The 12,410-nt window shown below is 60.9% G+C and carries 14 protein-coding genes and 1 riboswitch; of the genes, 9 read left to right on the top strand and 5 right to left on the bottom strand.

All coding sequences use genetic code 11. The features are described from left to right. Window positions 1–202: 202 nt before the first annotated feature. From PHI30_RS09800 to PHI30_RS09770, 7 genes are all read left to right on the top strand, one after another. Window positions 203–1,066 (top strand): DNA polymerase III subunit delta', encoded by an 864-nt coding sequence (locus tag PHI30_RS09800; protein WP_300027196.1) that lies wholly within the window; start codon window positions 203–205, stop codon window positions 1,064–1,066. Window positions 1,067–1,071: 5 nt separating this feature from the next. After that, a complete protein-coding gene (locus PHI30_RS09795; RefSeq protein ID WP_300027205.1) occupies window positions 1,072–2,331 on the top strand; it encodes a stage 0 sporulation family protein in 1,260 nt (419 codons plus the stop codon). 60 nt (window positions 2,332–2,391) lie between these two features. Continuing rightward, on the top strand, window positions 2,392–3,237 hold the full coding sequence (locus PHI30_RS09790; RefSeq protein ID WP_300027194.1) for an HAD-IIB family hydrolase: 846 nt from the start codon (window positions 2,392–2,394) through the stop codon (window positions 3,235–3,237). A 207-nt stretch (window positions 3,238–3,444) separates the two neighbouring features. Beyond that, window positions 3,445–3,837, top strand: coding sequence for a GntR family transcriptional regulator (locus tag PHI30_RS09785; RefSeq protein WP_300027191.1), 393 nt, complete (start codon window positions 3,445–3,447; stop codon window positions 3,835–3,837). After that, complete coding sequence (locus tag PHI30_RS09780) at window positions 3,818–4,513, top strand: ABC transporter ATP-binding protein (RefSeq protein ID WP_300027190.1); 696 nt, start codon at window positions 3,818–3,820, stop codon at window positions 4,511–4,513. The genes PHI30_RS09785 and PHI30_RS09780 overlap by 20 nt, the downstream gene beginning before the upstream one ends. After that, window positions 4,507–5,313, top strand: a complete 807-nt coding sequence (locus tag PHI30_RS09775) for a hypothetical protein (protein ID WP_300027187.1) — start codon at window positions 4,507–4,509, stop codon at window positions 5,311–5,313. Before PHI30_RS09780 ends, PHI30_RS09775 begins: the two co-directional genes overlap by 7 nt. Before the next feature lie 61 nt (window positions 5,314–5,374). Then, entirely contained in the window at window positions 5,375–5,845 is a 471-nt protein-coding gene (locus PHI30_RS09770) for a small multi-drug export protein (protein WP_300027185.1), read from the top strand. Window positions 5,846–5,948: 103 nt separating this feature from the next. Here PHI30_RS09770 and PHI30_RS09765 read toward each other — a convergent pair whose 3' ends face one another. Further along, a complete protein-coding gene (locus tag PHI30_RS09765; RefSeq protein ID WP_300027202.1) occupies window positions 5,949–6,119 on the bottom strand; it encodes a helix-turn-helix transcriptional regulator in 171 nt (56 codons plus the stop codon). Between the two features lie 161 nt (window positions 6,120–6,280). On the opposite strand from PHI30_RS09765, the gene PHI30_RS09760 reads away from it, so the two are divergent. Further along, entirely contained in the window at window positions 6,281–6,403 is a 123-nt protein-coding gene (locus PHI30_RS09760) for a hypothetical protein (protein WP_300027182.1), read from the top strand. A 96-nt stretch (window positions 6,404–6,499) separates the two neighbouring features. On the opposite strand, the gene PHI30_RS09755 is transcribed toward PHI30_RS09760, so the two are convergent. Next, window positions 6,500–7,771, bottom strand: coding sequence for an amidohydrolase family protein (locus PHI30_RS09755; RefSeq protein ID WP_300027179.1), 1,272 nt, complete (start codon window positions 7,769–7,771; stop codon window positions 6,500–6,502). 63 nt (window positions 7,772–7,834) lie between these two features. Next, a riboswitch (purine riboswitch) is annotated at window positions 7,835–7,936 on the bottom strand. A gap of 119 nt (window positions 7,937–8,055) precedes the next feature. Between PHI30_RS09755 and PHI30_RS09750 the strand changes: the two genes are divergently transcribed. Further along, window positions 8,056–8,820: a ZIP family metal transporter gene (locus tag PHI30_RS09750; RefSeq protein WP_300027176.1), complete on the top strand. Its 765-nt coding sequence runs from the start codon at window positions 8,056–8,058 to the stop codon at window positions 8,818–8,820. 44 nt (window positions 8,821–8,864) lie between these two features. Here PHI30_RS09750 and PHI30_RS09745 read toward each other — a convergent pair whose 3' ends face one another. The 3 genes from PHI30_RS09745 to PHI30_RS09735 all read right to left on the bottom strand — a co-directional run bounded on the left by PHI30_RS09745 (window position 8,865) and on the right by PHI30_RS09735 (window position 12,169). After that, window positions 8,865–10,118: a competence/damage-inducible protein A gene (locus PHI30_RS09745; protein ID WP_300027174.1), complete on the bottom strand. Its 1,254-nt coding sequence runs from the start codon at window positions 10,116–10,118 to the stop codon at window positions 8,865–8,867. 73 nt (window positions 10,119–10,191) lie between these two features. Continuing rightward, on the bottom strand, window positions 10,192–11,370 hold the full coding sequence (thiI, locus tag PHI30_RS09740) for a tRNA uracil 4-sulfurtransferase ThiI (RefSeq protein WP_300027199.1): 1,179 nt from the start codon (window positions 11,368–11,370) through the stop codon (window positions 10,192–10,194). 115 nt (window positions 11,371–11,485) lie between these two features. Then, window positions 11,486–12,169, bottom strand: coding sequence for an ATP-binding protein (locus PHI30_RS09735; RefSeq protein ID WP_300027171.1), 684 nt, complete (start codon window positions 12,167–12,169; stop codon window positions 11,486–11,488). Between the last annotated feature and the right edge of the window lie 241 nt (window positions 12,170–12,410).

Genomic DNA, 12,410 nt, shown 5'->3' with positions numbered 1-12,410 from the left:
ATGCTATAATAACCCCAAAGCGGCTATGATATGCGCATCCGCCCACGCTGTGGGCAGGCGCTTAAATTAAAAAACATATAGTACAGCGGCGCTTTGCGCCTGTGCTATACGAACCGCGAAGCGGCTATGATATGCGCATTTTGCCACGCTGTGGGCAGGCGCTTAAATGGAAGGCCCTGCCGCCGGAGAGGAAGGAGCGCACATGATGAATCCGTTCGGTCTGGACGAAAAGGACCCCGCCGTCGTCAGAATTCGGGAAGCGGCCACCCGGGGCACACTCTCCCACGCGCTGCTGCTTACCGGCAGCGGCGACCGGGCCGGGATTGCCCGCTATGCCGCCGCCGCGCTGGAATGCACCGGTGAAGGGGCGCGCCCCTGCGGCGTTTGTCCCGCCTGCCGCAAGGTGGCGTCGCACATCCACCCGGACGTGGTGACTGTTTTGGACGAGGCGCATAAGAACATTGCGGTGGACGTGGTGCGCGCTGTGCGCGCGGACGCGTATATCCGGCCCAACGAGGGGCGGCGGAAGGTCTACCTTTTTCCGGACTGCGCCCTCTTGACGGAGCAGGACCAGAATGTGCTTTTGAAGATCGTGGAGGAGGGGCCGCCTTACGCGGCATTCCTTTTCTGCGCGGAAAATTCGGCGGTGGTGCTCCGGACTCTCCGCTCCCGCTGCGTGGAGCTGAAGCTGCACTCGGCGGCGGACGGCGCGGCGGAACAGTCGGAGCAGGCGGAGGCGCTTTGCCGCTGCATTGGGAAACGCAAGCGCGGCGCGGTGGCGGAATTTGCGGTGCGGCTGGAGAAAAAGCGGACCACCCGCGAGGATCTGGCCCTTTTGCTGGAGCAGAGCCGGGCGATTTTCGCATCGGCACTGCTGGCGGCGTATGGGCAAAGTGCGGAGGAAGTGTACCGGGAAATCGGCGCATTTCTTGCGAAAAACTTGACAAAAAACCAAATTATGCGCACAATAGAATTATTGCAGAAGTATCGCGGGGAATGTGTCTACAACGTCGGCCCGGGCCACGTGCTGGGCGCGCTCGCGGTGGAATTGGAGGGCATCCTTTGACAGAAGTGATCAGCGTCCGCTTTCGGGGCGGATGTAAGAATTATTATTTTGACCCCAAGGGTATTTCGGTGAAAATGGGGGATCAGGTGGTGGTGGAAACCGCCCAGGGTCCCGAGTTTGCGACCTGCACGGAGGGGAACCATGAGGTGGAGGATTCCGCCATCGTCAAGCCGCTTTGCGCCGTGATGCGGATGGCGACGGAGAATGATCGCCGCACGGTGGAGTACAACAAGAAGAAAGAAAGCGAAGCGTTTGACATCTGCGAGAGGAAAATCGCGGATCACAAGCTGGATATGAAGCTGGTAAACGTTTCCGCCGGCTTTGACGGCAGCAAGATCGTCTTTTATTTCACCGCCGACGGACGGGTGGATTTCCGGGAGCTGGTGCGGGATCTGGCAGGCGTGTTTCGCGCCCGCATCGAGCTGCGGCAGATCGGCGTCCGGGATGAGGCGAAGATGATCGGCGGTTTGGGCATTTGCGGCCGCCCCTTTTGCTGCTCCCAGTTTTTGGACGGCTTTTTGCCCGTCTCCATTAAAATGGCAAAGACGCAAAATCTCAGCCTGAATCCCGCCAAAATTTCCGGCACCTGCGGCAGACTCATGTGCTGTTTGAAGTATGAGCAAAACGCCTACGAGGACGCCGCGAAGCGGATGCCCAAGGCGGAATCCTTCGTGCAGACGCCGGACGGGCCGGGAAACGTGAAGAGCGTGGACCTGCTGCGGGAGACCATGAAAGTCAGTCTGGACGGGGCAACGGAGCCGCCGAAGTGCTATCGCGGCTGTGAGGTCTGCGTTTTGCGCAACGGAAAGGGCGGCCGGGATGGTATCGAGATTCCGGAGCGGCCCGCGCGGTATGTAGAGGAGAAGCCGGAAGAGGAGATCCCCACGCCGGTCATCACCGCAACGCCCTTTTATATGGCGCCGGAGTTGGAAGATGCGCCGGTGCGGGAGAAAATGGGCGTGGAGAGCGGAGAGTCCGGAAAACCCCGCCGCCGGCACCGGGGCGGACGCCGCCGCACCACCGGAAAGCCCGCCGGGGAAACTGCCCCCCAGCCCAAAGCGGAGATTAAGCCGCCCCAGGAAGAGAAGAAGGGGACAAAGCCCCGTCCGCCCAAGCCCCAGCCGCCCAAGCAATCGCCCCAGCCGCCAAAAGCGGAAAATGGCGAAGGAGATGGCGGCGAGGCCAAACGCCGCCGTCGGCCCCATCACCGGGGAGGGCGCGGTCGCGGGAAAAGCGGCGAGGACGGAACTCCGAAGAGCGAATGAATCAGTTCGCCCTGCCGCCCGTATCAAGGACGGCAGGGCGTTTTTTAAAAGGAGAACGGAATGGGAAGATTCGACGGCTGCCTGCTGGCCAGCGATTTTGACAATACCCTGATCTATACGGAGGGCGCGCTGCGCACCGGGCAGCCGGTGCCGCCGCTTTCTGCGCGAAACCGGGAAGCGCTGGAGTACTTTATGGCAGAGGGCGGACGGTTTGCCGTGGCCACGGGCCGGGCGCTGGCGGCCTTCCTCCATTACGCGGAGATGGTGCCCAAGAATGCGCCCTGCGTGGTGTGCAACGGCGCGGCCCTGTATGATTTTTCAACAAATGAGTATCTGGAAACCACCACGCTGGACGATGACGCCCGCCGTCGGGGCCAGCTGATTTTGGAGCAGTTTCCCGCCGTGGCGGTGGAGGCGTACCACATCGATAACGTCATCCATGCGGTCCACCCCAATGAGGTGACGCGGCAGCATGAACACCTGACAAAGGTGAAGGTGACGGAGACCCCCACGCTGCTGGAAGTCCCGCTGCCCCTCGGCAAGCTGCTTTTTGAGGCGGACCACGCGCAGCTGGAGGAAGTCTGTGCCTTTTTGGAGCGCCAGGGATGGAGCGAGGACTACGAGCTGATTTTCTCTGGCAGGACGCTGCTGGAAATGACCGCCCGGGGCGCGAACAAGGGCGGCATGGTCCGCCGTCTGGCGGCGCGGTTGGGCATTTCCATGGACCACGTTTACTGCGTCGGGGACGAGGCCAACGACATTCCCATGCTTACCGCGGCGGCGGAGGGCTTTGCCCCCGCCAACTGCGTGGACGCCGTCCGCGCCTGCGGCGCCACGGTGGTGGCCGACGCCACGGCCGACGCGCTGGCGGACGTGGTTGCGCGGCTGGGAGAAAAATACCGTTGACGCTTTTCGGCCCCTTTCCCGAAAAAACGCCCGGGAAGCTTCCACGTCAATGGGAGGCCCTCTAAAAAAGAATCTGTGAAGCGACTGTGCCGCAGCGGTTTTCGCTGCGGCACAAATTATTTTTCCGAAAAGGCCTTGACAAGTGCCAAAGATGTGTTATTGTATTAATTGCTTAAGACAATAACACACGAAAGGGAGGTGTGCCTGATGAGATGGCAGTTTTCCAATGAGTTGCCCATCTATTCCCAGCTGATCGAGCAGATCAAGGTGGGCGTTGTTTCCGGCATGTTTCCTCCGGGAGAGCGGCTGCCGTCGGTGCGGGATCTTGCAACGGAGGCGGGGGTGAACCCCAATACCATGCAGCGGGCCATGACGGAGCTGGAGCGGGACGGACTGGTGTACAGCCAGCGGACCGCGGGCAGATTTGTGACGGAGGACAAGGTGATGATCGAGAATGCGAAGCGGGACTTGGCGCAGCATCACATCCACGCGTTTTTGGCGGCGATGTTCCGGCTGGGCTTTCAAAGGGATGAAATTGCATCTTTGCTGCAACAGCAAACGCAAGAGGAGGGATTGAGCAATGTCGATTCTGGAATGTAAGGACCTCAGCAAAAACTATGGTCACGCACCGGCGCTGGATCATGTGAGTTTTACGGTGGAGCCGGGGCACATTGTGGGTTTGCTGGGGCCAAACGGCAGTGGCAAGACCACGCTGATCAAGCTGGCCAACGGGCTGCTGACCCCCAGTGAGGGGAGCATCACCATCTGCGGCATGGCGCCGGGGAAGAATACCTGCGCCGCCGTGAGCTATCTGCCGGAGCGGACGGCGATCCCCACGTGGATGTCCGCCGCGCAGCTGCTGGATTTTTACGGCGACTTCTATGCGGATTTTCGCAGGGACGCCGCGGAAGAGATGCTCCACCACCTGAATATCCAGCCCAAGCAGCGGATCAAGCAGATGAGCAAGGGCACCCGGGAAAAGGTGCAGCTCATCATGGTGATGAGCCGGGCGGCAAAGCTCTATTTGCTGGATGAACCCATCGGCGGCGTGGACCCGGCCACCCGGGATTACATCCTCTCCACTATTATCGGGAACTATAATCCGGAGGGAGCGGTGGTGATTTCCACCCACCTGATCGCCGATGTGGAAAAAGTGCTGGACGAAGTGGTTTTCATCAATCAGGGCCGGTTGGTGCTCCGCTCCTCTGTGGACGAGATCCGGGAGGAAAAGGGCATGAGCGTGGACGCGCTGTTCCGGGAGGTGTTCAAATGCTGAGGAAATTGCTCAAGCACGAATTTCGTGCAACCGGACGGATCATGGGGCCGCTGTATCTGGTGCTGCTGGTGACGGCTGTTGGCGCCAATTTCTCCACCCGGGGCCTGCTGGAGGGCGACGGATGGTTCCTCGACATGCTGGGGGGCCTTTTGGTGATTGCGTTCACCGTGGCCATTATGGGCGTTTGCCTGATGAGCCTTGTTTTGATGGTCCAGCGGTTTTATAGAAATTTGCTGGGGGACGAGGGCTATGTGATGATGACGCTGCCGGTTTCCATTCATCAGCAGATCTGGTCCAAACTGATCGTCTCCGCCGTGTGGTTTGCCGCGACCTTCCTTGCGGTGTGCCTCGCGGGCGGGATCATGGTGTACGACGTGGACTTTATGAAACAGTTCCTGAAGGGACTGGGGGAGCTGATTCAGCATATCACCGGCTATTACGCCATCAACGGCGCGGCGCTGGCGGCGGAGCTGATCCTGCTGGCCTTCCTCTCCTGCTGCGCCATGTGCCTGCTGTTTTATGCCGCCATGGCGGCCGGTCACAGCTTTGCAAACCGCAAGTCTCTTTTGAGCGTGGCGTTCTTTTTCGGATTCCAGTTTGCGCTGCAAATCATCAGCGCCACTGTGGTGAATCTGCTGGATAAGATCGGCGTCTTTGACCTCTTGCCGGACTGGCAGCTGGAGGGCCTTGCGGGAATGCATATCGCCATTTGGATCGGCATTGCCGCCGTGGTGCTCTATGGGGCTGTGTTCTATTTCATCACCGCGTACTGCCTGAAAAGGCATTTGAATCTGGAGTAAGTAACGAAAAAACCCGGCCCCGAAATAGTTCCGGGGCCGGGAGAGGGCGACGGGAGGGCGTATGCCGGGTTTGGAAACGATATGGGGTGAGCTGCTGCTGACCTTTGGAACAGCCATGGTGCCGGTGCTGGAGCTGCGGGGCGCCATTCCTGTGGGCGTGGCTGCGGGACTTCCTCCGGCGGTGGCGTGTGTCACGGCCATTTTGGGAAATCTTTTGCCGGTCCCCTTCATCATGCTGCTGGCCCGCCGAATCCTTGACTGGCTGCGAAACACCAAATGGTTTGGTCCCAAGGTCGTCTGGCTGGAACGCAGCGCCCACTTAAAAGGACGCCTTGTCCGAAAATACCGTCTGGTGGGTTTGGCAATTCTGGTGGAAATCCCCCTGCCGGGGACCGGCGCATGGACGGGGGCGCTGGTGGCGGCCCTGCTGGACATCCGCCTGCGCCACGCGCTGCCCGCCATTTTTCTGGGCCTCGTGATGGCGGGGGCCATTACCACCGCCATCACCATGGGGGTCGTCCACCTGCTTTAACCTATCCCGCCATCAGACTTCAGAATAGAGTGAAAGGGCGTCCCCGCTGCATAGCGGGGACGCCCTTTGAGCCGACTCCCTTGGGACGGTGCGCGGCGCTGCCCTAATCTTTGCTATATTCCGCAATGTCCTCCAGGCGACAGTCTAAAGCGGCGCACAATTTGTTTAATGTCTTGGTTTCAATATTTTCGTTCGCTTTCAGGCGTCTGACGGTTTTGCTGTCAATCCCACATTTCTCCCGAAGGCTATATGTCGTCACGCCTTTTTCATTCATGATATTCCACAATCTGTCAAATTTTATCATGGTGCACCCCCGTACTTGACTTTGCCCATTATGGGGGTTATAATCCTCTTTATTAAGGGGATATAATCCCCATAGCGGAGGAGAGGGTTCTTGGGGATTATCAAAAAGCGTATGCCATTTTGTTTAATTCCATGACAGACGCTGTCAATGCGTTTCTTCAATCAAAAATTGTAACGGAAGAAATGGACAAAGGCGTTACGATTTTAAAAGAAGCGCAATCTGAAACCGAAGAGATGTATCTTGCAGGAAGATAAAAGACAATCTGAAGAAACAAAAGACGGCAGCCGTGAAAACGCTTCATGGCTGCCGTCTTTAAAATTCTTCTCCGCAGGGACTGCGGCCTATTTCGTTTATGTCCCGGAATAAACCTTCCGCCCGGCGGACCAGACGGCCCGGATGGCGCCTTGCTGGCGTGTATAGACGCACCGCTCCAGCCGCTCCGCCGCCGTGAGCGGGTGGGGGCAGGGCAAAGAGTCGTCCGCCAGCGCAATGGCGTGGAGCGGATTGCCGGGGGCGAAGCCCGGCGCGTCGCCGAAGAAGGCCGCGCCGGCGGAGGTGCCCAGATACCAGCCCTCCGGCACCGTCAAAAAGTCCGTCTCCCAGCCGTCCAGAATCCGGCGGGCCTTGGAGGCCCGGATGGAGGCGGCCACCACGTCAAACATGTGCAGATGGTCGCCACCGGCAATGTCGCTGCCAAGGGCGACCCGCAGACCCTCTTGCAGCATGGTCCGCACCGGGGCCACGCCGGAGCAGATGTTCTGGTTGGAGTCGGCGCAGTGGACCACGGTGACGCCCGCTTCCTTCATGGCCTGCCGCTCCCGCTCGTCGGACCAGACGCAGTGGGCCATCACGGTGCGCTCGTTCCAAAGGCCGTATTTGGCATAGGCCTCCCAGTACTGGGCGCAGTCGGGATGCAGAGAGGAAACCAGCTCCACCTCCGCCTGGTTTTCCGAAAGGTGGGACTGGATGGGAAGGTTCCGCTCCGCCGCGAGACGGCCCAAAAACGCCAGCAGCTCCTCGGAGCAGGAGGGGATGAAGCGGGGGGTGAGCATGGGCTTGATGTGGGGGAACGACGTACATGCCTCCAGCCATTGGAGCGTCTCCCGTCGGGATTCCTCCGTAGTCTCCTCCAGGAGGCCGGGGACGTTGTTGCGGTCCATGTTGACCTTGCCCACATACCCCGTGACACCGGCTTTTTCCAGCTTCTCCATCAAAATGAGCGTGGCGGGTCGGTGGAGGGAGGAGAACATGCACACCCGGGTGGTGCCGTTTTCCACCAGCTCCCGGGCAAGGCGGCGGTAGACATCCCGGGCATAGTCCGTGTCCGCAAACCGGGCCTCCGTGGGGAAGGCATAGGCGTTTAGCCAGTCCAGCAGCGGCAGGTCCATCCCCATGCCCAGCATGGGATACTGCGGCGCGTGAAGGTGCAGGTCCGCGAAGGACTGCAAAATCAGCGCGTCGCCGAAATCCTCCACGGGCGCTCCGGAAAATTGCTCCGGCAGAACCGGATATACGCCGGTAATGATCCCCTCTTCCGCCACGAGATACCCGCCGGGCGTGACGTCCAGCTTTCCAAGCGCGGAGGCGGAGAGAATGGTGCCCTTGATAATCGTCAAAGCCATACAAACACCCCATTCATCAAATTCCGCACAAAAGAAAAGAGCGTCCCCTCCGGTCGAGCGCTGCTCCACCGGTTGGACACTCATAGCAGAGCCTTTCGGCGGCTCCGTAGAAACTTTCGCGCCAGGATACAGCGAAATTATATGAGTTTATTCATTTGTATGCGGTTATTCTTACCATAGCACAGGCACGGGAAAAATGCAAGGGCGTCACCTCTCGGCGGCGCTGCGCTTATACTGGCATACGGGCGATGCTCCGCCCGAATCGGTAGGAAGAGGCGTAAAGAATGCTGCAATCTCTTGGCTGGGCGGCGCTGGGCACAGGATTTACTTTCCTGATGACCACGCTGGGCGCCGCCATGGTGTTTTTCTTTGCCGGGGAGCCGAAGCCCCGGTTTCAGCGCGCAATGCTGGGCTTTGCCGCCGGGGTCATGACGGCGGCCTCCGTGTGGAGTCTGCTGCTGCCGGCCATTGAGCAGGCGGAGGCAGAGGGCCCGTTCCCCGGCTGGCTGCCCACCGCGGCGGGTATGCTGCTGGGCGTGGCGTTTCTGGCGGCGCTGGATGGGCTGCTGCCCCGTCTGCGCAAAAAAAAGGAGCGTGCAAATGACGTCTGGCGGCAAAATACCCTTTTGATGACGGCCATCACGCTACATAACATCCCCGAGGGCATGGCGGTGGGCCTTGCATTTGCGCTGGCAGCCGCGGGGGACAGCTTTGCGGGGGCCACCGCGCTGGCGCTGGGCATCGGCATCCAAAACTTTCCGGAGGGCGCCGCTATTGCCCTGCCCCTGCGGCAGGAGGGCTGGAGCCGACGGCGGGCGTTTGCGGGCGGGACCCTTTCCGGCAGCGTGGAGCCGCTGTTCGGTATTCTGGTGGTGTTTCTGGCAGGCTGGGCCCATGCGCTGATGCCGTGGCTTTTAAGCTTTGCCGCCGGCGCCATGCTGTATGTGGTGGTGGAGGAGCTGGTGCCGCAGGCCCACAGCCGGGCGGGCACCTGCGGCTTTGTGGCGGGGTTCCTCGTCATGATGGTGCTGGACGTGGCCCTTGGCTGAAAAAGCTCCCGGCGGATCTTCCGCCGGGAGCTTTTGAAATGCCCTCAGATGGGCAGTCCCTCCAAGTACCGGCGAATCACGTCAAAGGCGTGGTTGGCGGCCAGGCCCTGAATCCGGTCCCGGCGTCTCCTGCCGGAATCCATTTTGCGGCAGAAGGTGCCATCTGGCGTGGCAAGGGCGATATACACAATGCCCACCGGCACGCCCCGCTCGTCTGGGTCCGGCCCCGCCACGCCGGTGACGGAGACGGCAAGGTCGGCCCCTGTGATGCGCCGGGCGCCCTCCGCCATGGCCCGGGCCGTCTCCTCGGAAACGGCGCCGTGTTGGTCCAGAATTTCCCGGGGAACGCCCAGCACGTCGGCCTTCACCTGCGTCCAGTAGCTCACCACGCCGCCCCGATAGACGCTAGAGGCCCCCGGAAGGGCGGTGAGGCGCTCCGCCACCCGGCCACCGGTGCAGCTTTCAGCGGTGGCAAGGGTGAGGTGGCGCTCCTTCAAAAGACGGAGGCAGACCTCCTCCAGCCCGGCAACGTCCACGCCGTACACCACGTCCCCCAGAGCAGCGCGCACCTGCGCCACCACCGGGGCAAGCATGGCCTCCGCCGCCTCCAAGGTCTCCGCCTTGGCGGTGGAGCGCAGCCGCACCTCGGAGGGCTTGGCGTAGGTGGCCAGCGTGGGGTTTTCCATATGGCGCATTTCCTCGTGGAGCAGCTCGTCCACGGAGCTTTCCCCCATGCCGAAGGTCATGATGTCGTGGGAGACGATGACCTCGCGGGAAAGACCGCGCAGATACGGCTCCGCGCAGCGGCGGAGCATGGTCTCCATCTCCATGGGGGGGCCGGGCAGCATCAGCACGTGGACGCCGCCGCTTGCAAAGGCGCAGCCGGGAGCGGTGCCCACGGGGTTGTCAAAAACCACACAGCCCTCCGGCAGCTCGGCCTGCTGGGTGTTGTTTTCCGGCATGGCCACGTGGAGCGCCCCTTCGTAAAAGGCGCGGATGTCCTCTAAAATATCCGGGTGGAGCACCAGCTTTTTTTCAAAGGCGGCGCAGATGGTCTGCTTGGTGAGATCGTCGTAGGTGGGGCCAAGCCCGCCGGTGGTGATGAGGATGTCCGCCCGGCGGCGGGCAATCTCCAGCGCCTCGCGCAGCCGCTGGGGATTGTCCCCCACCACGGTGTGCCAAAAGACGTTGATGCCCATGGTGGAAAGACTTTCGGAAATCGCTTGGGCGTTGGTGTTTACGATGTTGCCAAGCAGCAGCTCTGTGCCCACGGCAATGATTTCAGCGGTGTGCGACATGAAAAATTCCTTCTTTTTCAAAAAAGTGGCGTTAAGGCCTTGTGGCGTGGAACGCGGCGGGGTCTGCCGCCGCTCAGGCCTTCACCCGCACCCAGTTTTCCCCGGAAAGCGCTTTTTCCACCAGCGCGTCCACGTCCAGCGCCGATTCGGCTTCCCGCACGGCGTCAAGGTCGGGACGGGTGGCGGGGTGGCGGGGCGTAAAGACGGTGCAGCAGTCCTCATAGGGCAGGATGGAGGTCTCGTAGGTCCCAATCTCCCGGGAGATGCAGATGATCTCCACCTTGTCCATGCCAATGAGCGGCCGCAGGACGGGCAGCGAGACAACGTCCTCCGTCACGCCCAGCGCCGCCATGGTCTGGCTTGCCACCTGACCCAGAGATTCGCCGGTGATGAGGGCCTTGGCCCCGGCCTTTTTTGCAACGCCCTGGGCAAGCCGCATCATGAACCGCCGCATGATGAGGGTGAAATACTCCTCCGGGCAGTTCTTGCGAATTTCCTCCTGAATTTCGGTAAAGGGCACAATGTGTACGATCATCCGCCCGCAATAGGGCGTCAGCAGCCGGGCAAGCTCTAAAACCTTGTCCTGGGCCTGCTGGGAGGTATACGGGGGAGAGACAAAGTGGACCATCTCCAGCTCCACGCCCCGGCGGGCCATCATCCAGGAGGAGACGGGGCTGTCCAGCCCGCCGGAGAGCAGGCTCACGGCCCGGCCGCCCATGCCCACCGGCAGACCGCCCGCGCCGGGGACCGCCGGGGCGTGGACGTAGGCGTACTTCTCTCGGATTTCCACGTGGACGGTGAGGCTTGGGGCGTGAACGTCCACCGCTACGGCGGGAAACGCCTCTGCCAGCTCGCCGCCAACGGCCTGAGAGAGCTGGATGGAGGTCATGGGAAAGGTCTTGTCCGCCCGGCGGCTTTCCACCTTAAAGGTCTTTGCCCCGGCAAACTCGCCGCCAAGGTAGGTTTTTGCCGTCTCCACAATGGCTGCCACCGTCTTTTCGCAGGGGACCGCCCGGGCCACGGCGGCAACGCCGAACACCTGCTGACAGGCGGCGAAGGCCGCCTCCATGTCGCACGTGTCGGTTTTCGGCTCCACATAAATAGTGCTTTGCCGGACGCAGATCTGGAAGCTGCCGCAGTTTTTCAGCCGCCGCCGGACATTGTTGACCAGCCTGTCCTCAAAGGACCGGCGGTTCAGCCCCTTCAAAACGACCTCGCCCAGCTTTAAAAGCAGCATCTCGTTGTGATTCATCATAAAAAATTGTCCTCCGAACTGGAATTTACAGATATCTTATTATACAGTGGTTCGCAAAGAAAAAAAGCCCCATTTTCTCCGCCAAAGCGGACCGTTCGCCCAAGGGCCGTGCTCAGCCCTTTAAAATGTCGGTGTTCCGGTATTGAATGGCCTCCGCAAGGTGCTCGGGGGCAATGTCCTCGGCCCCGTCCAGATCCGCGATGGTGCGAGCCACCCTTAAAATGCGGTCGTGGGAGCGGGCGGTAAGCCCCATGCGGTCAAAGGCGCTTTTCATCAGGGCTTCTCCCGCAGCGTCCAAACGGCAAAACGCGGCGATCTGGGACGGCGGCATATAGGCGTTGCAGGAGACGCCGGAGCCGAGGAACCGGGCGGTCTGCACGGCGCGGGCCGCCTCCACCCGGCGCTTCACGTCGGCGGAGGACTCGGGAATCTCCCGGCGGCGCATCACTTCGTATTCCACGGAGGGAACGCTTACGTGGAGGTCGATGCGGTCCAGCAGGGGACCGGAAATTTTTTCAACGTATTTCTCCACCTCCCGCTCGGAGCAGGTGCACTTGCCCGAAGGGTGGCCCCGCCAGCCGCAGCGGCAGGGATTCATGGCGCAGATCAGCTGAAAGCGGGCGGGAAGGTGCAGCGTGCCGCCCGCCCGGGCGATGGTGACCTCTCCGTCCTCCAGCGGCTGGCGCATGGACTCCAGCACGTCCCGCCGGAACTCCGGCAGCTCATCCAGAAACAAAACGCCCCACAGTTGATGCGTTAGATACCTTTTAGCAATGGCGGGGGGTTGATATTGCATCAAGAAATACGAGTTACCCCAGGGGATACCCTTGACTGGGGTAAATCACCCCACTAAAAAGACCCGGCGCTATGAAATTGTCGCCGAGTCTTCCCAGGTGTTCTATCGGATTATTATATACGATACGGTGGATTTTTTCAACAAAAAAGATGCCGATGGCCTGTCATCTGACTTGCCATCGGCATTGGGGCTACTGTGATCGAGTATTACTCGGCATTCTTCTTGGGGTCGCGGCGCCAGT

This window comes from Oscillibacter sp., assembly GCF_028693505.1.
GTDB lineage: Bacteria > Bacillota > Clostridia > Oscillospirales > Oscillospiraceae > Oscillibacter.
The sequence above is the reverse complement of the archived record's forward strand: the minus strand, read 5'-3'. Positions and strand labels throughout refer to the sequence as shown.